This window comes from Pseudomonas sp. Pse1 (assembly GCF_024519635.1).
Taxonomy (GTDB): domain Bacteria; phylum Pseudomonadota; class Gammaproteobacteria; order Pseudomonadales; family Pseudomonadaceae; genus Aquipseudomonas.
Genome location: NZ_JALJRO010000011.1, coordinates 1 through 18,159, shown reverse-complemented (window position 1 = coordinate 18,159; position 18,159 = coordinate 1). Strand labels below are relative to the sequence as shown.

Sequence of the window (18,159 nt, the reverse complement as noted above, 5' to 3'; positions counted from 1 at the left end):
TTTTTGTTTTACCCGGATTTGCGTTTCTTCGTGACCGGCCTGGCCTTGGCCCCCTCCTGCAAAAACACCTCAGTCGGCAATTCAAACCCGCGTAGTTTCAGCAACTCCAGCGGCCCGGTACCCAGCTCGGTGCGTAAATTCCACCTGGGCCACCAACTTCGGATCGGTCTCGAGGCGCCACTCCGGATGGGCTGGCAGTTGCTCGGCGTAGAACTTCCAGAGTTCGGGCGTCAGCGCTTGCCAGATGCCGGTCGAGATGCCGTCGCGCTCGGTTTCGGCGGCAATGAGGGTCTTGGCGAGAAAGGCGCTTAAGCCTTGAGCTGATCGTAGGCCTGGGCCGAGAGTCTGGTGCGTTACGGGCTGTCAGCCGGCAGCTTGATCAGGCGATTCAGCGCGGCTTGCAGGTTGGCCGCCGCCGGGTCGCCCTGCTCCGCCGTTTATAGGCGGCACACCTCGGACGCCACTCTCACCCCGCATGCTGCTTGCGATACTCCCCCGGCGCGATGCCGAACCTGGACTTGAACGCCGTGGAAAAATGGCTGGAGTCGGAGAAGCCCCATGAATAGCCCAGCACCGAGAGCTTTTGCTCGCTGGATGATTTGCGCAGGGACTCGGCACACAGGTCGAGGCGGCGATTCTTGATGTAGCGCGCAACCACCAGACCTTTTCTGGAGAAGATCCGGTACAGCCCGCGTACTGACATGCCGACTTCCCTGGCCAGCCATTCGGGGCACAACTCCTCGGACTGGATGTGCCGGTCGATGCACTCCAGGGTCTTGCGAAACACCCGTTCGTGGACGTCGTTGCTGTCATCGGCCGCGCAGAGCGCCGGGCGTAGCAGGCTGATGATCGCCTCCAGGGTCGCTTCGCTCTCCTGCAGGGTCAGGTTGTCCTGGCGCGTCGCCTCCAGGATCAGTTGCCGCGACAGCCGGGCCAGCGGCGTGGTGCCGGCGATGCGCCGGGCGCAGGCCACCGGGTTGAACTGCAGGGCCTGACGCAGCGCTTCCGATGGCAGGATCAGCGACAACTGTCGGGAGTTACCGGTGTAGGTGAAGTCGCTGGGCCGGGAAGCGTCGATCAGGGTGATGTCGCCGGTTCGCAGCAGCGCTTTGCTGTCGCCCTGGGCCATGTCGGCTTCGCCGTCGAGCTGGAACACGGCGAAGAATTTGCTGCCCTCGCCTGCGGCGATTTGCGCCGGGGTGCGGAACAACCTTGCCTGACAGGCATCGACCACGCTGAGTTTCAGCGCACCACTCTGGTAGGGGCGAATCTGTCCACTGAAGCCGCCGCCCAATGTTTGTGCATCGAAGGCGCCGCAGACTTGATTGATCTGATGGATCCACTGCTCGAATCCATCAGCACGCTGTGCACTTGAAGGCATCATTTCCAGACCTCACGCAGGCTTGTTTTTATTGTCTACGCCAGTACCCGTCACTCCTTACTTCAGGCCTCCGAAGCGGCGGTAGAAGCTGTCACCCACATCCGGCAAGGGGCCGTCGGCGGTTTCCAGTGCACTGTTGAGCCACTCTTCGGCCTTGGCGTAGATCAGCCGATAGATATTGCGGCACAACTGGCGCGCGGCGCGGCCTTCCCAGTCGCCGGGCAAGAGTTCGTCCGGCAACTGCGGGTCACGCAGAAGCAGTTTGCGGTATTCATGGATAAGCAGGACACGTGCCAGGAAACAGTCCTCCGGTTGCAGGGTCTCCTGCTCGCGCAGTGCTTGCCAGAGCGGTCGGAACAACTGGATGAACTCACTGTAATGCGCCGCCAACTCCTCGATACTCCAGCTCTCGCGCACTTGCATGCGTAACGCCTTCGACGCCAGCACGTCCTGCGCGGTGGTTTCGAAGACGATGGTCTCCTCCAGCACGCCCAGATCCAGCAGGGTCGCGTTGACGTCACCACGGTCACTGCGCGGGCTGGCCAGCACCACCGGCGAGATCGCGCCGAAGCCTTGCCACTCCAGCTCTTCGCGCACTTGCTTGCGTTTGTCCTGGCTCAGTTGCGAGAGCATCACCAGGCACCAGGAGCCGTCCCAGGCCGGCATGCTGGTGCTGTAGACCCGCTTGAAGGCCTTGTCGAAACGCCGGCGACCGGTGCCGGTGAGGCTGTAGTAGCTGCGCCGACCGACTTTCTCGGCGGTCAGCCAGCCTTCTTTGGTCAAACGGAAAATCGAGGTGCGGATCAGCCGTTCGTTGATCCCTATCGGTTCCAGCAATTGAATCAGGCTGCCCAGCCAGACGGTGCCGCCATGGGGCTCGATGGCATCACCGTACAGGGTGATGATCAGGGAGCTGGCGCGGATGGGCGTCTGTTCCTGGAAGCGGGTAATCAGGTGATTCAAGGGAGTCAGGGACGACATGGGCGTACCGAGCGAAAAAAGAAAGGGAATATACCGAAAGCCAGTCAGTGCTGCTTATGAAGCAGCACCCTTGGGCCGTAACCCGCTGTCGCTGATCCGTGGGCGATCCGCTTCCGGCTCGGTCAACGGCTCGCAGACCTGCATCTGTTCCAGGCAACGCTTGGCCAATTGCTGATACTCGCGGGTGCCGGCCTGTTTCCAGGCCACTTCCTGATCGCTGAGGCTGCGTTTGATGCTGGCCGGCGCGCCCATCACCAGTGACTGCTCGGGGCACTCGAAGCCGGCCTTGACGAAGGCGGCCGCCGAGACGAATGAGCGCGCGCCGATCCGCGCGTTGTCCATCACCACCGCATTCATGCCCACCAGCGCGTCGGCGCCGATCCGGCAACCGTGCAACACCGCGCCGTGGCCGATATGGCCATTGCGCTCGACCACCGTGTCGCTGTCGGGAAAGCCGTGCATCACGCAGGTGTCCTGCAGATTGGCGCCCTCCTCCAGGACGATCCGCCCGAAGTCGCCGCGCAGGCTGGCCAGCGGCCCGACATAGCAATGGGGGCCGATGATCACGTCACCGATCAATACGGCGGACGGATGCACATAGGCGCTGGGATCAACCACCGGGGTCAGGCCGTCGAGGCTGTAGCAGGTCATAGCAGCTTCCTTCACAAAGCGATGCAGATATTGACTTATTTTGTATCACATCGCTTTTAACATCACAAAGGCTAAAAAGCGTATCACTTGAAACGGCACTTTCCGACGACCTGTCCCGCTCTCCAAAAACCGCGATAAAAGCCAATAAAAACGGCGGAAAACCCTATACACAGGAGCCCAACTACACATCAACTGGACTCATAAATCGAGCAAATAGGACACGCTAATTAACTTTTAGTATTGCATTTGCGTATCACGTTGTAGGTATACTCGGCGAAAACCGACCCCCAGCGGTCGATCCAATAACAAGCCGGCGCACCGCCGAGCGTGCACCGTGAGGGCACCCACCATGCCGCTAACCCTTGCCGTCGAGCTGATCGAGCCCGGCGTCCGCCTGATTACCCTGCAGCGCCCGCAAGCCTTGAATGCCTTGAACACCCAGTTGCTGGGCGAGTTGGCAGACGCGTTGAGCGTTGCCCAGGCCGATCTCGATACCCGTGCTGTAGTCATTACCGGCAGCCGCAAGGCGTTTGCCGCCGGTGCCGATATCAAGGAAATGGCCGAGCGTGACCTGGTCGGCATCCTCGACGATCCGCGCCAGGCGTCCTGGCAAGCCATCACTCGTTTCAACAAACCACTGATCGCGGCGGTCAACGGCTTCGCCCTGGGTGGCGGCTGCGAGCTGGCGATGCATGCCGACATCATCATTGCCGGCGAAGACGCACGCTTCGGTCAGCCGGAAATCAACCTCGGGATCATGCCTGGCGCAGGTGGCACCCAACGCCTGCTACGTGCCGTCGGTAAATCCATGGCGATGCAGATGGTCCTCACCGGCGAGCCGATCGACGCACGCCTGGCGCAACGTGCCGGGCTGGTCAGCGAAGTGACCCAGCCGGAGTTCACCGTCGAGCGCGCCCTGCACATTGCCCGCAGCATCGCCAGCAAGGCGCCGTTGGCGGTGCGTCTGGCCAAGGAAGCCCTGCTCAAGGCCATGGACACCGACCTGGCCAGTGGCCTGCGCTTTGAGCGCCATGCCTTCACCGTGCTGGCCGGCACCCGCGATCGCGAGGAAGGCATTGCTGCCTTCCAGGAAAAACGCGCGCCGTCCTTCACCGGCCAGTAACGCCCCGAATACCTGAACAGCGAACGACCTCCCAGAGAGCGCCTAGACCATGAATTTCGAACACATCCTGTTTTCCATCGACGCCGGCGTCGCCCTGCTCAGTCTCAATCGCCCGGAGCAACTGAACAGCTTCAACACGCAGATGCATGGCGAAGTGAAGGAAGCGCTGAAACAGGTGCGCAACAACCCGGACGTCCGTGTACTGCTGCTAACCGGCGAAGGTCGCGGCTTCTGTGCAGGCCAGGACTTGAGCGACCGCAACGTCGCACCGGGCAGTGCCGCACCGGACCTGGGCGAGTCGATCGAGAAGTTCTACAACCCGCTGATCCGCCAATTGCGCGACCTGCCGTTGCCGGTGATCTGCGCGGTCAACGGCGTGGCCGCCGGTGCCGGCGCGAATATTCCGCTCTCCTGCGACCTGGTGCTGGCGGCACGTTCGGCCAGCTTCATCCAGGCGTTCTGCAAGATCGGCCTGATCCCCGATTCCGGCGGCACCTGGACCTTGCCACGGCTGGTCGGCATGGCCCGCGCCAAGGCCCTGGCCCTGCTCGGCAACCGCCTGACGGCAGAACAGGCTGAACAATGGGGCCTGATCTACCGTTGCGTGGACGACGCCGAGCTGCGCGCCGAAGCGCTGAAGCTGGCGCAACACCTGGCCACCCAGCCGACCTATGGCCTGGCACTGATCAAACGCAGCCTGAACGCCAGCCTGAGCAACAGCTTTGACGAACAACTCGACCTGGAACGCGACCTGCAGCGCCTGGCCGGGCGCAGCGAGGATTACCGCGAAGGCGTCGGTGCCTTCATGGAAAAACGCACCCCGACCTTCAAGGGACGCTGAGTCATGACCGCACTGAACACCACTGCACGCATCGCCGTGATCGGCGCCGGGGCCATGGGCGCCGGGATTGCCCAGGTCGCGGCGCAGGCCGGTCATCCGGTACTGCTGCTGGACAACCGCCCGGGCGCTGCCGCCCAGGCCATCGAAGGCATTGATCGGCAACTGGGCAAGCGCGTCGACAACGGCAAACTGTCTGCCGAGTCGCGCAGCGCCACCGTTGCCCGCCTGCAAGCGGTAGAAGCCATCGACGCCCTGGCGGATTGCGAGCTGATCATCGAGGCCATCGTCGAGAACCTAGAGGTCAAGCGCGTGCTGTTCCGTCAGCTTGAGGAGATTTGCGGCGAGCACTGCATCCTCGCCAGCAATACCTCGTCGCTGTCGATCACCAGCATTGCCGCGCAACTGCGCCATCCACAGCGCCTGCTCGGCCTGCACTTCTTCAACCCGGCGCCAGTCATGGCGTTGGTGGAAATCGTTTCGGGGCTGGCCAGCGCTCCGGCCTTGGCCGATTGCCTGTACGACACCGCCAGGGCCTGGGGCAAAAAACCGGTGCACACCCGCTCCACCCCGGGTTTTATTGTCAACCGCGTGGCCCGGCCGTTCTACGCCGAAAGCCTGCGCCTGTTGCAGGAAGGCGCTGCCGATTGCCCGACCCTGGACGCCCTGATGCGCGAGGCCGGTGGCTTTGCCATGGGCGCCTTCGAGTTGACCGACCTGATCGGTCACGACGTCAACTACGCCGTCACCTGCTCGGTATTCGATGCCTACTACCAGGACAGCCGTTTCCTGCCGTCGCTGATCCAGAAGGAACTGGTGGATGGCGGACGCTTGGGCCGCAAGAGCGGTCAGGGTTTCTATAGCTATGCCGAAGGTGCGGTGCGTCCGCTACCGCAGCACATCTCCAGCGCTGCCAGCGCGGCGGTCTGCGTGGTCGAAGGCGAGCTGGGCATTGCCCGCGAGCTCCTGCCACGCCTGCGCGAACACGGCGTCGAAGTCATTCAGCGTGACGGCTCGGGCCTGCTGCGGGTCGGCGATGCGGTGCTGGCCCTGAGCGACGGGCGCATGGCCTGCCAACGCGCCCGCGAAGACGGCTTGCGCAACCTGATCCTGCTGGATCTGGCACACGACTACCGCAGCGCCAAGCGCATCGCCATTAGCCACGCGGCCGGGATCGATCCGCTGGCCCTGGAACAAGGCGTGGCGCTGCTGCAACGCGCCGGCCTCACGATCAGCCTGCTCAGCGACAGCCCGGCGCTGGCGGTATTGCGCACCGTGGCCATGCTCGCCAATGAAGCCGCCGACGCCCTGCTGCAAGGCGTGGCCTCGGCTGCCGACATCGATCTGGCGATGCGCGCCGGGGTCAACTACCCGCAAGGCCCGCTGGCTTGGGCCGATGCCATTGGCCTGGGGCACGTAGTCAGGACCCTGGACAACCTGCAAGCCAGCTATGGCGAAGAACGCTACCGGCCGTCGCTGTTGCTGCGTCGTCGGCTGGCCGAAGGGAGAACATTGCATGATTGATCATGACGCCATGAAACTCGCCAGCGATTGCGCGCAGACACTGCTCAGTCGCGACAACGCCAGCCTCGGCATGGGCATGCGCTTGCTGTCCGCCGGCCCCGGCAGTGCACGCGTCGGCATGACGGTCCGCGCCGACATGTTGCAGGGCCACGGCACCTGCCATGGCGGCTACCTGTTCGCGCTCGCCGATTCGGCGTTCGCCTTCGCCTGCAACAGTTACAACGAAGCCACCGTGGCCATCGGCTGCAGCATCGACTACATCGCCCCGGCCCGCCTGGGCGACACCCTGAATGCCGACTGCAGCGAGCAAAGCCGCTCAGGCCGCACCGGCAACTACGACGTCCGTATTGAAAACCAGCAGGGTCAGTTGATCGCCCTGTTCCATGGCAAATCCTACAAAGTGCGCGGCCCGGTGCTGACGCCGGAGAACTCAAATGAATGACGCCCTGATCATTGATGCGGTGCGCACCCCGATCGGCCGCTACGCCGGCGTCCTGAGCAGCGTGCGTGCCGACGACCTCGGCGCGGTGCCGCTACGCGAACTGCTGCGCCGTTATCCGCAGGTGGACTGGAGCCACGTCGACGACGTGATATACGGCTGCGCCAACCAGGCCGGCGAAGACAACCGCAACGTCGCCCGCATGTCGGCGCTGCTGGCCGGGTTGCCGGTCAGCGTGCCCGGCACCACCCTCAACCGCCTGTGCGGTTCGGGGCTGGATGCGATCGGCACGGCAGCGCGGGCGATTCGCAGCGGCGAAGCCGGGTTGATGCTGGTGGGTGGCGTCGAGTCGATGTCCCGTGCACCACTGGTGATGGGCAAGGCCGAGCAGGCGTTTTCCCGTCAGGCCGAGATCTTCGACACCACCATCGGCTGGCGTTTCGTCAATCCGCTGATGAAAAAAGCCTTCGGCATCGATTCGATGCCGGAAACCGCCGAGAACGTCGCCGCTCAGTTCAACATTTCCCGCGCCGACCAGGACGCCTTTGCCCTGCGCAGCCAGCAACGTGCAGCAGCGGCCCAGGCCAATGGACGCCTGGCCAAGGAAATCGTCGCGGTGACAATCCCGCAGCGCAAAGGCCCGGCCAAAGTGATCGAGCACGATGAGCACCCGCGCGGCGACACCACCCTTGAGCAATTGGCCAAACTGGGTACGCCATTTCGCGAAGGCGGCAGCGTCACCGCCGGAAACGCTTCCGGGGTCAATGACGGTGCCTGCGCCCTGCTGCTGGCCAGCCCTGAAGTCGCCAAGCGCCACGGCCTGACGGCTCGCGGACGCGTGGTAGCAATGGCCACCGCCGGCGTCGAACCACGGATCATGGGCATCGGCCCGGTGCCGGCGACGCGCAAGGTGCTGGAGCTGGCCAACCTGAGCCTGGCGGACATGGACGTCATCGAACTCAACGAGGCGTTCGCCGCCCAGGGCCTGGCCGTGCTGCGCGAACTGGGCCTGGACGATACCGATCCAAGGATCAACCCCAACGGTGGCGCGATTGCCCTGGGTCACCCCTTGGGCATGAGCGGCGCGCGCCTTGTGACCACCGCCCTGCAGGAGCTGGAAGAACGCAATGGCCGGTATGCCCTGTGCACCATGTGCATCGGCGTCGGCCAAGGGATCGCGCTGGTCATCGAGCGGCTGTCCCACTAAAGAAACGCGATTCCCGGGGAGCCGACAGCGGTATCCTTGGGGCATGCACTCAAGCCCCCTGTGTGCGGGGGCTGAAACACAAAAACAATTCGAGTGAAACCATGAACATGCCAATAGCCAAAGCCGTGCTCGACCCACAGCTGGACCCGCTGGAAACCGCCAGTGTCGACGAGTTGCGCCAGCACCAGCTGGAGCGTATGCGCTGGAGCCTGTCCCACGCCTACCAAAACGTGCCGCTGTACCGTCAGCGCTTCGATGCCCTGGGCGTGCACCCGGATGACATCAAGTCCCTTGAGGACCTGGCGAAATTCCCCTTCACCACCAAGTCCGACCTGCGCGACAACTACCCCTACGGCATGTTTGCCGTGCCGATGAACGACGTCGTGCGCCTGCACGCCTCCAGCGGCACCACCGGCAAACCGACCGTGGTCGGCTACACCCAGAACGATATCGACACCTGGGCCAACGTGGTTGCCCGTTCGATCCGCGCGGCAGGTGGGCGACGTGGCGACAAGGTGCATATTTCCTATGGCTACGGCCTGTTCACCGGCGGCCTTGGCGCGCACTACGGTGCCGAACGCCTGGGTTGCACGGTGATCCCGATGTCCGGCGGCCAGACCGAGAAGCAGGTGCAACTGATCAAGGACTTCCAGCCGGACATCATCATGGTCACCCCGTCCTACATGCTGAACCTGGCTGATGAGATCGAGCGCCAGGGCATCGACCCGCACAAACTGGCCCTGCGCCTGGGCATCTTCGGCGCCGAGCCGTGGACCGCCGAACTGCGCCGCGCCATCGAGGAGCGCCTGGGCATCACCGCCCTGGACATCTACGGCCTCTCGGAAATCATGGGCCCGGGCGTCGCCATGGAATGTGCCGAGACCAAGGACGGCCCGACCATCTGGGAAGACCACTTTTACCCGGAAATCATCGACCCGATCACCGGCGAAGTGCTGCCGGACGGACAGATGGGCGAACTGGTGTTCACCTCCCTGAGCAAAGAAGCCCTGCCGATGATCCGCTACCGCACCCGCGACCTGACGCGCCTGCTGCCGGGCACCGCGCGGCCGATGCGCCGTATCGACAAAATCACCGGCCGCAGCGATGACATGCTGATCATCCGCGGGGTCAACGTGTTCCCGACGCAAATCGAGGAGCAGGTGCTGAAAGTCAAACAGCTTGCCGAGTGCTACGAGATCCATCTGTATCGCAACGGCAACCTCGACAGCGTCGATGTGCATGTCGAACTCAAGGCCGACCACCAGCACTTGGGCGATGACCAGCAAAAGGCCGTGTGCAACGAACTGAGCAAGCACATCAAGACCTACATCGGCATCAGCTCGCGGATCGTCCTGCAGCCGTTCCACTCGATCAAGCGTTCCGAAGGCAAGGCCTGCCACGTGGTGGACAAACGCCCTAAAGCATGACTGCTGCACCTTTTATAGCCCCGCCATTGCGGGGTTTTTTTTGGCCGGTTTTTTGGTCACCAACCACCGCCCCCCCTGTAGGAGCGAGCCTGCTCGCGATGGTCGTCAACGATGACGCGTGTGGCCTGACACAACCAGGCGATCTCTGGTTCATCGCGAGCAGGCTCGCTCCAACAGGGGAAATAGGTCCCATAAACCCACCACTCATCCCAAAGCGATACAAAAAACAATGCGACACGTCATTTTGCGTTTGATATTAATTTCTGTATCGCTTATAAAGTTCCCATGCCAAAGAACAGTGCCCAGGCGGGAGAATAAGAATGTACGCACAGCTTGTAGAAACCGGCGTCAAGCGGATCAAGGAACTCTCGGAGATGTCCGCAGAGGAACGCGCCTTTCAGGAAAAAATCGATGCTGAAATCAAGATCGAAGCCAAGAACTGGATGCCAGATGCCTACCGCCAGACTTTGATCCGGCAGATTTCGCAGCACGCCCACTCCGAAATCGTCGGCATGCTGCCCGAGGGCAACTGGGTCACCCGCGCGCCATCGCTCAAACGCAAACTGCAATTGATGGCCAAGATTCAGGACGAAGCCGGTCACGGTCTGTATCTGTACAGCGCCATGGAAACCCTGGGCGCCGATCGCGATACAGAAATCGACAAGCTGCACAGCGGCAAGGCGAAGTATTCGAGCATCTTCAATTACCCGACGCTGAACTGGGCCGACATGGGCGCGGTGGGCTGGCTGGTGGATGGTGCGGCGATCGTCAACCAGGTGGTGCTGCAACGCACCTCCTACGGCCCGTACTCGCGGGCGATGATCCGCATCTGCAAGGAAGAGAGCTTCCACCAGCGCCAGGGCTACGAAATCCTCCTGACCATGATGCGCCACGGTACCCAGGCGCAAAAAGACATGGTCCAGGACGCGATCAACCGTCTGTGGTGGCCGTCGTTGATGATGTTCGGCCCAAGCGACGAACACTCGCCCAACAGCGCCCAGTCCATGGCCTGGAAAATCAAACGCCAGAGCAACGACGAACTGCGCCAGCGCTTCATCGACCAGACCATCCCGCAGCTGGAATTGCTGGGCTGCACCTGCCCCGACCCGGACCTGAAATGGAACGCCGAGCGCGGCCATTACGATTTCGGCGAGATCCAGTGGAACGAATTCTACGAAGTGTTGAAGGGCAACGGCCCGTGCAACCAGGAACGCGTCGCCACCCGCCGCAAGGCGATTGAAGACGGTGCCTGGGTACGCGAAGCCGCCGTCGCCCACGCCCGCAAAAAACAAAACAAGAACGCCGCCTGATTCGGCCACCTGATGTGGAGTAATTGAAATGTCCGAGTGGACCCTCTTCGAAGTCTTCGTGCGCAGCAAGCACGGCCTCAACCACAAGCACGTCGGCAGCGTGCATGCCGCCGACACCACCATGGCCATCGAGAACGCCCGCGAGCTGTACACCCGTCGCAGCGAAGGCGTGAGCCTGTGGGTGGTGCCGTCAGCGCTGATCACCGCCTCCTCGCCGGATGAAAAAGACCCGCTGTTCGACCCGTCGGACGACAAGGTTTACCGCCACGCCAGCTTCTACGAGCTGCCGGCCGAAGTCGGGCACATGTGAGGTCGACCATGGACAACAAGACTGATCTGATCGAATACCTGCTGCGCCTCGGCGACAGCGCCCTGATCCAGGGCCAGCGCCTGTGCCAATGGTGCGGCAAGGCGCCGGCGCTGGAAGAAGAGTTGGCACTGATGAACGTCGGCCTCGACCTCGTCGGCCAGGCGCGCAACTGGCTGGAATACGCTGCAGAACTGCTGAATGACGGCCGCGACGCCGATCACCTGGCGTTCCGCCGCGATGAGCGCGCCTACCGCAACCTGCTGCTGGTGGAACAACCCAACGGCGACTACGCGGTGACCATCCTCAAGCAATTCCTCTACGACGCCTGGCACCTGCAAGTGCTCAAGAGCCTGAGCCAATCCAGCGATGAACGAATCGCCGCGATTGCCGCCAAGGCCGTGAAGGAAGTGACCTATCACCTGCGTCGTTCCAGCGAATGGGTCGAGCGCCTGGGCGACGGCACCGAGGAAAGCCACCAGCGCATGCTCGCGGCGATCCCTGAAGTCTGGCGCTTCACCATCGAGCTGCTCGCCGCCGATGACAGCGAACAGCGCCTGTGCGATGCCGGTATCACCCCAGCCACCGCGCAAGTCGCCACCGCCTGGCAAGCCAAGGTCGAAGCGATTTTCGCCAGCGCCACCCTGCCGGTCCCGGCGGCAGCGAGCTTCTTCTACCTGAATGCACGCAAGGGCCTGCACACCGAGCACCTGGGCATCCTGCTGGCCGAAATGCAGTTCCTGCCACGAGCGTACCCCGATGCAACCTGGTGAGTTGATCGCCAGCGACCTCGGCGCCCGGGCGGCCCAACCGACCGACCTGGCGGCGGCCTGGGCGATCCTCGCCGAGGTCATGGACCCGGAAGTCCCAGTGGTCAGCGTGGTCGACCTGGGGATTGTCCGCGACCTCGACTGGCAGGCTGGGCACCTGCACGTGGTGGTCACCCCGACCTACTCCGGTTGCCCGGCCACCGAAGTGATCGAAAGCGATATCCGCCAGGCCCTGGAGCTGGGCGGTTTCCAGGCACCACTGCTGGAACGCAAGTTGACCCCGGCCTGGACCACCGACTGGATCAGCGCCAGCGGCCGCGAACGCCTGCGGGCCTACGGCATTGCGCCGCCCGAGGGCAGTACCAGCAAGCGCAGCCTGCTGGGTGAAAGCCCGCAGGTTGTGTGCCCGCAATGCGGCAGCGCCCACACCGAGGTGCTCAGCGAGTTCGGCTCCACCGCGTGCAAGGCCCTGTACCGCTGCGTCGATTGCCGGGAACCGTTCGACTATTTCAAGTGCATCTGAGCGGCGTTTGACCGTCTCAGCTGGAGAATAACAATGAGCAAATTTCACAGCCTGACCATCAAGGACGTGCGCACCGAGACCCGTGACGCGGTGTCCATCGCCTTCGAGATTCCCCAGGATCTGCAGGACAGCTTCCACTTCACCCAGGGCCAGCACCTGGTGATGCGCACCCTGATGGACGGCGAAGAAGTGCGCCGCTCCTACTCGATCTGCACCGGCATCCACGACGGCGAACTGCGCGTGGCCATCAAGCGGGTGGCGGGCGGGCGTTTTTCCGCCTTTGCCAACGAACAGCTGAAAGCCGGTCACAGCCTCGAAGTGATGCCACCCGCCGGACATTTCAGCGTCGAGCTGGACCCGGCACGCCACGGCAACTATCTGGCCGTCGCGGCCGGCAGCGGCATCACGCCGATCCTGTCGATCATCAAGACCACCCTGGAAACCGAGCCCCACAGCCGCGTCACCCTGCTGTATGGCAACCGCTCCAGCTCCGGCGCGCTGTTTCGTGAACAGCTCGAAGACCTGAAGAATCGCTACCTGCAACGCCTGAACCTGATCTTCGTGTTCAGCCGCGAGCAACAGGATGTCGACCTCTACAACGGACGGATCAACGCCGAGAAATGCGAGCAGCTGTTCAGCCGCTGGCTCGACGTCAAGGCCCTCGACGCCGCCTTCATCTGCGGCCCACAGGAAATGACCGAAACCGTGCGCGACAGCCTCAAGGCCAAGGGCATGGCACCCGAGCGCATTCACTTCGAACTGTTCGCCGCCGCCGGCAGCCAGCAGAAACGCGAAGCCCGCGAGGCGGCCCGCCAGGTGGATTCGGCGGTCAGCCAGATCACCGTGATCAGCGACGGCCGCGCCCTCGCCTTCGACCTGCCGCGCAACAGCCAGAGCATCCTCGACGCCGGCAACGCCCAGGGCGCTGAACTGCCCTACTCGTGCAAGGCCGGCGTGTGCTCGACCTGCAAGTGCAAGGTCATCGAGGGCGAAGTGGAAATGGACAGCAACCACGCCCTGGAAGACTACGAAGTGGCTGCCGGTTACGTGCTGTCGTGCCAGGCCTTCCCGATCAGCGACAAGGTGGTGCTGGATTTCGATCAGCTCTAAAAGCAGCACCAAACCCTTGTAGGAGCGAGCCTGCTCGCGATGGTCGTCAACGATAACGCTGGATGCCTGATACCCCGCGGCGATCTCGGGTCCATCGCGAGCAGGCTCGCTCCTACAGGGGGCCGGTTCCAACCCGAATACACCGTTTCACCCACAACAAAAACAACAAAGGAGAGTCACCATGAGCCCGCAAGACCTGGAACTCATCCGCCAGCACCCCGACTTCATCACCCTCGTGCGGCGCAAACAGAAGCTCTACTGGCCACTGTCGCTGATCATGCTGGTGATCTACTTCGGTTTCGTGTTGCTGGTGGCGTTTTCCCCGGCCACCCTCGGCCAATCCCTGAGCGGCGGCGTGACCACCGTGGGCATGCTGGTGGGTGTGGTGATCGTCCTGCTGGCCTTCGCCCTGACCGGTTTCTACGTCTATCGCGCCAACCACCTGATCGATCCACTGAACGACAAACTCAAGCAGGAGTGCGCCCGATGAGCCGTCTGTTTGCTGTGTTGTCGCTGGCAGCGGTCAGCGATCTGGCGTTGGCCGCTGAAAGCGCGACCCGCCCCCTGAACTGGAACGCCATCGGCATGTTCCTGGTGTTCGTCCTGTTCACCCTCGGCGTGACCCGCTGGGCGGCCATGCGCACCCGTTCGGCCAGCGATTTCTACACCGCCGGCGGCGGCATGACCGGCTTTCAGAACGGCCTGGCGATTGCCGGCGACATGATCTCGGCAGCCTCGTTCCTCGGCATCTCGGCGATGATGTTCCTCAACGGCTACGACGGCCTGCTCTACGCCCTCGGCGTGTTGGCCGGCTGGCCGATCATCCTGTTCCTGATCGCCGAACGCCTGCGCAACCTGGGCAAATACACCTTTGCCGACGTGGTCTCCTATCGCCTCGAACAGACCCCGGTGCGCCTGACCTCGGCCTTCGGCACGCTCACCGTGGCGCTGATGTACCTGGTGGCGCAAATGGTCGGCGCCGGCAAACTGATCGAACTGCTGTTCGGCATCGACTACCTCTACGCAGTGATGCTGGTGGGTGTGCTGATGGTGTTCTACGTCACCTTCGGCGGCATGCTCGCCACCACCTGGGTGCAGATCATCAAGGCGGTGATGCTGCTGTTCGGCACCAGCTTCATGGCGTTCATGGTGCTCAAGCATTTCGGTTTCAGCACCGAAGCGATGTTTGCCGGCGCCACCGCCGTGCACGCCAAAGGCAGCGCGATCATGGCCCCAGGTGCCTTGCTGTCCAACCCGATTGACGCGATTTCCCTGGGCCTGGGCATGATTTTCGGTACCGCCGGCCTGCCGCACATCCTGATGCGCTTCTTCACCGTCAGCGATGCCAAGGAAGCGCGCAAAAGCGTGTTCTACGCCACCGGTTTCATTGGCTATTTCTACCTGCTGCTGATCGTGGTCGGCTTCGGCGCGATCGTCATGGTCGGCACCGATCCGAGCTTCCGCGACGCCAGCGGCGCGATCATCGGCGGCGGCAATATGGTCGCGGTGCACCTGGCGCAAGCGGTGGGCGGCAATCTGTTCCTCGGCTTCATCTCGGCGGTGGCCTTCGCGACGATTCTGGCGGTGGTCGCCGGGCTGGCGCTGTCCGGCGCCTCGGCAGTGTCCCACGACCTGTATGCCTGTGTGATACGCAAGGGTCAGGCCAGCGAGAAACAAGAGATGCGCGTGTCCCGTATCGCCACCCTGTGCATCGGCGTGCTGGCGATCATCCTCGGCCTGCTGTTCGAATCGCAGAACATCGCCTTCCTCTCCGGCCTGGTACTGGCCATCGCTGCCTCGGTGAATTTCCCGGTGCTCTTCCTTTCCATGTACTGGAAAGGCCTGACCACCCGCGGCGCGGTGCTGGGCAGCCTGGCGGGCCTGGTCTCGGCGATCGTCCTGCTGGTGCTGAGCCCGGCGGTGTGGGTCAACGTCATGCATCACGACAAGGCGCTGTTCCCGTACTCCAACCCGGCGCTGTTTTCCATGAGCCTGGCGTTCTTCAGTGCCTGGCTGTTCTCCGTCACCGACCGCTCGCCACGGGCTGTCCTCGAGCGCGGCCGCTACCTGGCGCAGTTCATTCGTTCCATGACTGGCATCGGCGCTTCGGGCGCCAGCCAGCACTAATCCACTGTTTATCTGACACCGAGGACTCGTGATGTCTCACGCCCCTACCCTGCAAAGTTTCATCGCCGGTCGCTGGATCGGCCAACAAGGTGCGCAGATCCTGCGCAGCGCCATCGACGGCCATGAAATCGCCCGCACCCACGAAGAGCGCCCGGATTTCGCCGAAGCCATCGAGCACGGCCGTCGCCAGGGCGTCAGCGGCCTGATGGCCCTGGACTTCCAACAACGCGCCCAGCGCCTCAAGGCCCTGGCCCTGTACCTCGCCGAGCGCAAGGAACAGCTGTACGCCATCTCCCACCACAGCGGCGCCACCCGGGCCGACAGCTGGATCGATATCGAGGGCGGCAACAGCACCCTGTTCACCTACGCCGGCCTCGGCTCCCGCGAGCTGCCATCGGGCAACGTGGTCCACGAAGGCCCGGCGCTGCAACTGAGCAAACTCGGCAGCTTCGCCGGCACCCACATCCTCGTACCGCGCGGTGGCGTGGCGGTGCACATCAATGCGTTCAACTTCCCGATCTGGGGCATGCTGGAAAAATTCGCCCCGAGCTTCCTCGCCGGCATGCCATGCATTGTCAAGCCGGCCAGTGCCACCAGCTACCTGACCGAAGCCGTGGTGCGCCTGATGGACGAATCGGGCCTGTTGCCAGCGGGCAGCCTGCAACTGATCATCGGCGGCACCGGCGACCTGCTCGACCGCCTGCAGGGCCAGGACGTGGTGACCTTCACCGGGTCCGCCGACACCGCGGCCAAGCTGCGGGTCAATCCGAACCTGATCCGCAACTCGGTTCCGTTCACCGCCGAAGCCGACTCGCTGAACTGCGCCATTCTGGCGCCGGACGTCAGCCCGGATGACGAAGAATTCGAGCTGTTCATCAAGGAAGTGGCGCGGGAAATGACCACCAAGGCCGGGCAGAAATGCACCGCCATCCGCCGCGCCATCGTCCCGGCCAAGCACATCGATGCCGTGGCCAGCCGTCTGCGCGATCGCCTGGCGAAAGTCGTCGTCGGCGATCCGTCGGTGGAGGGCGTGCGCATGGGCGCCCTGGCCTCCCACGATCAGCAGAAAGACGTGGCCGAGCGCCTGGAAGCCCTGCTGCAGAGCAGTGACCTGCTGTTCGGTGCCCGCGACGGTTTTGAGCCTCGTGGCGAAAATGTCGACAAAGGTGCGTTCTTCGCCCCGACCCTGCTGCAGGCCCGTGACCCGCATGCCGAAGGTGGCGCCCATGACATCGAGGCGTTCGGCCCGGTCAGCACCCTGATGGCCTACGATGACCTGGACGAAGCCCTGGCCCTGGCCGCACGCGGCAAAGGCAGCCTGGTAGCCAGCCTGGTGACCAAGGACCCACAGATCGCCGCCAAGGCCATCCCGGTCGCCGCCGCCCTGCACGGCCGCCTGCTGGTGCTGGATCGCAACTGCGCCGGCGAATCCACCGGTCATGGCTCACCATTGCCGCAACTCAAGCATGGCGGTCCGGGTCGTGCCGGTGGCGGCGAAGAGCTCGGCGGCCTGCGCGCGGTGAAACACTACCTGCAACGTGCAGCGGTTCAAGGTTCGCCCACCATGCTCGCCGCCGTGACTGGCGAATATGTGCGTGGCGCCAAGGTCATCGAGACCGAAGTGCATCCGTTCCGCCGCTACTTCCAGGACCTGCAGATCGGCGAGTCGCTGCTGACTCACCGCCGCACCGTGACCGAGGCCGACCTGGTGAACTTCGGCTGCCTGTCGGGCGACCACTTCTACATGCACTTCGACGACATTGCGGCCAAGGAATCGCAATTCGGCAAGCGCATCGCCCACGGCTACTTCGTGCTATCGGCCGCGGCCGGTCTGTTCGTATCCCCCGGCGTCGGCCCGGTACTCGCCAACTACGGCCTGGACACCCTGCGCTTCATCAACCCGGTGGGCATCGGCGACACCATCCAGGCGCGCCTGACCTGCAAGCGCAAGATCGATCAGGGCAAGAAGAGCCCGCAAGGCGTCCCACAAGGCGTGGTGGCGTGGGACGTGGAAGTGACCAACCAACTGGGTGAGTTGGTGGCCAGTTATGACATCCTGACCCTGGTGGTCAAACGCGAAGACTGAAGCTGAAAGACTGGGCCGGTCATCAACCTGATGACCGGCCCTTTGCGTTGAGGGGCTGGATTCCAGCGAAAGGCAGAAACGCAAAAAGCGGCCAATGGCCGCTTTTTGCGTGGCTTCCAGAGGGAAGCAGATATGGCGCAGCGGACGGGACTCGAACCCGCGACCCCCGGCGTGACAGGCCGGTATTCTAACCGACTGAACTACCGCTGCGTATCGCTGTGGACTTGCGTCCGATGAACTCGTCTGACTGTAAAGCCTTGAGGCTCTGCAATCGCAAACCGGTGTCAGCCGATCTGGAAAATATGGCGCAGCGGACGGGACTCGAACCCGCGACCCCCGGCGTGACAGGCCGGTA

Annotated in this window: 18 protein-coding genes and 1 tRNA gene; 15 read left to right on the top strand and 4 right to left on the bottom strand. The window is 63.3% G+C overall.

Annotation, left to right across the window (positions count from 1 at the left end; genetic code table 11):
• Window positions 1-3: 3 nt before the first annotated feature.
• A complete protein-coding gene (locus tag NR126_RS17070) occupies window positions 4-312 on the top strand; it encodes a hypothetical protein (RefSeq protein ID WP_256830688.1) in 309 nt (102 codons plus the stop codon).
• Between the two features lie 154 nt (window positions 313-466).
• Here NR126_RS17070 and feaR read toward each other — a convergent pair whose 3' ends face one another.
• Genes feaR through paaY form a run of 3 tightly spaced genes read right to left on the bottom strand, consistent with a single transcriptional unit; the run spans window position 467 to window position 3,013 of the window.
• Window positions 467-1,384 (bottom strand): transcriptional regulator FeaR, encoded by a 918-nt coding sequence (gene feaR / locus NR126_RS17065; RefSeq protein WP_027616095.1) that lies wholly within the window; start codon window positions 1,382-1,384, stop codon window positions 467-469.
• Between the two features lie 54 nt (window positions 1,385-1,438).
• Window positions 1,439-2,362, bottom strand: a complete 924-nt coding sequence (gene paaX, locus NR126_RS17060; protein ID WP_027616094.1) for a phenylacetic acid degradation operon negative regulatory protein PaaX — start codon at window positions 2,360-2,362, stop codon at window positions 1,439-1,441.
• A gap of 54 nt (window positions 2,363-2,416) precedes the next feature.
• Entirely contained in the window at window positions 2,417-3,013 is a 597-nt protein-coding gene (gene paaY, locus NR126_RS17055; protein ID WP_027616093.1) for a phenylacetic acid degradation protein PaaY, read from the bottom strand.
• Window positions 3,014-3,362: 349 nt separating this feature from the next.
• On the opposite strand from paaY, the gene paaF reads away from it, so the two are divergent.
• The 14 genes from paaF to paaZ all read left to right on the top strand — a co-directional run bounded on the left by paaF (window position 3,363) and on the right by paaZ (window position 17,804).
• A complete protein-coding gene (gene paaF / locus NR126_RS17050; RefSeq protein WP_027616092.1) occupies window positions 3,363-4,136 on the top strand; it encodes a 2,3-dehydroadipyl-CoA hydratase PaaF in 774 nt (257 codons plus the stop codon).
• A gap of 49 nt (window positions 4,137-4,185) precedes the next feature.
• Window positions 4,186-4,977 (top strand): 2-(1,2-epoxy-1,2-dihydrophenyl)acetyl-CoA isomerase PaaG, encoded by a 792-nt coding sequence (paaG, locus tag NR126_RS17045; protein WP_256830685.1) that lies wholly within the window; start codon window positions 4,186-4,188, stop codon window positions 4,975-4,977.
• A gap of 3 nt (window positions 4,978-4,980) precedes the next feature.
• Window positions 4,981-6,498: a 3-hydroxyacyl-CoA dehydrogenase PaaH gene (gene paaH / locus NR126_RS17040; protein WP_256830683.1), complete on the top strand. Its 1,518-nt coding sequence runs from the start codon at window positions 4,981-4,983 to the stop codon at window positions 6,496-6,498.
• Window positions 6,491-6,940: a hydroxyphenylacetyl-CoA thioesterase PaaI gene (gene paaI, locus NR126_RS17035; RefSeq protein WP_027616089.1), complete on the top strand. Its 450-nt coding sequence runs from the start codon at window positions 6,491-6,493 to the stop codon at window positions 6,938-6,940. Before paaH ends, paaI begins: the two co-directional genes overlap by 8 nt.
• Window positions 6,933-8,144, top strand: a complete 1,212-nt coding sequence (pcaF, locus tag NR126_RS17030) for a 3-oxoadipyl-CoA thiolase (protein ID WP_256830681.1) — start codon at window positions 6,933-6,935, stop codon at window positions 8,142-8,144. Before paaI ends, pcaF begins: the two co-directional genes overlap by 8 nt.
• 101 nt (window positions 8,145-8,245) lie before the next feature.
• Window positions 8,246-9,571 (top strand): phenylacetate--CoA ligase PaaK, encoded by a 1,326-nt coding sequence (gene paaK, locus NR126_RS17025; protein WP_027616087.1) that lies wholly within the window; start codon window positions 8,246-8,248, stop codon window positions 9,569-9,571.
• A gap of 320 nt (window positions 9,572-9,891) precedes the next feature.
• Window positions 9,892-10,881 (top strand): 1,2-phenylacetyl-CoA epoxidase subunit PaaA, encoded by a 990-nt coding sequence (gene paaA / locus NR126_RS17020; protein WP_027616086.1) that lies wholly within the window; start codon window positions 9,892-9,894, stop codon window positions 10,879-10,881.
• Window positions 10,882-10,909: 28 nt separating this feature from the next.
• Entirely contained in the window at window positions 10,910-11,191 is a 282-nt protein-coding gene (paaB, locus tag NR126_RS17015) for a 1,2-phenylacetyl-CoA epoxidase subunit PaaB (protein WP_007943393.1), read from the top strand.
• An 8-nt stretch (window positions 11,192-11,199) separates the two neighbouring features.
• Complete coding sequence (paaC, locus tag NR126_RS17010) at window positions 11,200-11,961, top strand: 1,2-phenylacetyl-CoA epoxidase subunit PaaC (protein WP_256830679.1); 762 nt, start codon at window positions 11,200-11,202, stop codon at window positions 11,959-11,961.
• Complete coding sequence (gene paaD, locus NR126_RS17005) at window positions 11,948-12,481, top strand: 1,2-phenylacetyl-CoA epoxidase subunit PaaD (protein ID WP_027616084.1); 534 nt, start codon at window positions 11,948-11,950, stop codon at window positions 12,479-12,481. The genes paaC and paaD overlap by 14 nt, the downstream gene beginning before the upstream one ends.
• A 33-nt stretch (window positions 12,482-12,514) precedes the next feature.
• Window positions 12,515-13,591: a 1,2-phenylacetyl-CoA epoxidase subunit PaaE gene (gene paaE, locus NR126_RS17000; protein WP_256830678.1), complete on the top strand. Its 1,077-nt coding sequence runs from the start codon at window positions 12,515-12,517 to the stop codon at window positions 13,589-13,591.
• A 181-nt stretch (window positions 13,592-13,772) separates the two neighbouring features.
• Window positions 13,773-14,081, top strand: coding sequence for a DUF485 domain-containing protein (locus NR126_RS16995; protein WP_256830677.1), 309 nt, complete (start codon window positions 13,773-13,775; stop codon window positions 14,079-14,081).
• A complete protein-coding gene (locus NR126_RS16990; RefSeq protein WP_027616081.1) occupies window positions 14,078-15,718 on the top strand; it encodes a cation acetate symporter in 1,641 nt (546 codons plus the stop codon). The genes NR126_RS16995 and NR126_RS16990 overlap by 4 nt, the downstream gene beginning before the upstream one ends.
• A gap of 31 nt (window positions 15,719-15,749) precedes the next feature.
• The gene (gene paaZ, locus NR126_RS16985; protein WP_027616080.1) at window positions 15,750-17,804 is read left to right on the top strand and encodes a phenylacetic acid degradation bifunctional protein PaaZ; all 2,055 of its coding nucleotides are present in this window, start codon (window positions 15,750-15,752) and stop codon (window positions 17,802-17,804) included.
• A gap of 133 nt (window positions 17,805-17,937) precedes the next feature.
• On the opposite strand, the gene NR126_RS16980 is transcribed toward paaZ, so the two are convergent.
• A tRNA-Asp gene (locus tag NR126_RS16980) sits at window positions 17,938-18,014 on the bottom strand.
• Window positions 18,015-18,159 lie beyond the last annotated feature (145 nt).

Coding starts and splice junctions, on each gene's coding strand:
- paaI (WP_027616089.1), top strand. CDS start 6,491: ATGATTGATCATGACGCCATGAAACTCGCCAGCGATTGCGCGCAGACA.
- paaG (WP_256830685.1), top strand. CDS start 4,186: ATGAATTTCGAACACATCCTGTTTTCCATCGACGCCGGCGTCGCCCTG.
- paaB (WP_007943393.1), top strand. CDS start 10,910: ATGTCCGAGTGGACCCTCTTCGAAGTCTTCGTGCGCAGCAAGCACGGC.
- NR126_RS16995 (WP_256830677.1), top strand. CDS start 13,773: ATGAGCCCGCAAGACCTGGAACTCATCCGCCAGCACCCCGACTTCATC.
- paaF (WP_027616092.1), top strand. CDS start 3,363: ATGCCGCTAACCCTTGCCGTCGAGCTGATCGAGCCCGGCGTCCGCCTG.
- paaE (WP_256830678.1), top strand. CDS start 12,515: ATGAGCAAATTTCACAGCCTGACCATCAAGGACGTGCGCACCGAGACC.
- paaD (WP_027616084.1), top strand. CDS start 11,948: ATGCAACCTGGTGAGTTGATCGCCAGCGACCTCGGCGCCCGGGCGGCC.
- paaH (WP_256830683.1), top strand. CDS start 4,981: ATGACCGCACTGAACACCACTGCACGCATCGCCGTGATCGGCGCCGGG.
- feaR (WP_027616095.1), bottom strand. CDS start 1,384: ATGATGCCTTCAAGTGCACAGCGTGCTGATGGATTCGAGCAGTGGATC.
- paaX (WP_027616094.1), bottom strand. CDS start 2,362: ATGTCGTCCCTGACTCCCTTGAATCACCTGATTACCCGCTTCCAGGAA.
- pcaF (WP_256830681.1), top strand. CDS start 6,933: ATGAATGACGCCCTGATCATTGATGCGGTGCGCACCCCGATCGGCCGC.
- paaK (WP_027616087.1), top strand. CDS start 8,246: ATGAACATGCCAATAGCCAAAGCCGTGCTCGACCCACAGCTGGACCCG.
- paaC (WP_256830679.1), top strand. CDS start 11,200: ATGGACAACAAGACTGATCTGATCGAATACCTGCTGCGCCTCGGCGAC.
- paaY (WP_027616093.1), bottom strand. CDS start 3,013: ATGACCTGCTACAGCCTCGACGGCCTGACCCCGGTGGTTGATCCCAGC.
- paaA (WP_027616086.1), top strand. CDS start 9,892: ATGTACGCACAGCTTGTAGAAACCGGCGTCAAGCGGATCAAGGAACTC.
- NR126_RS16990 (WP_027616081.1), top strand. CDS start 14,078: ATGAGCCGTCTGTTTGCTGTGTTGTCGCTGGCAGCGGTCAGCGATCTG.
- paaZ (WP_027616080.1), top strand. CDS start 15,750: ATGTCTCACGCCCCTACCCTGCAAAGTTTCATCGCCGGTCGCTGGATC.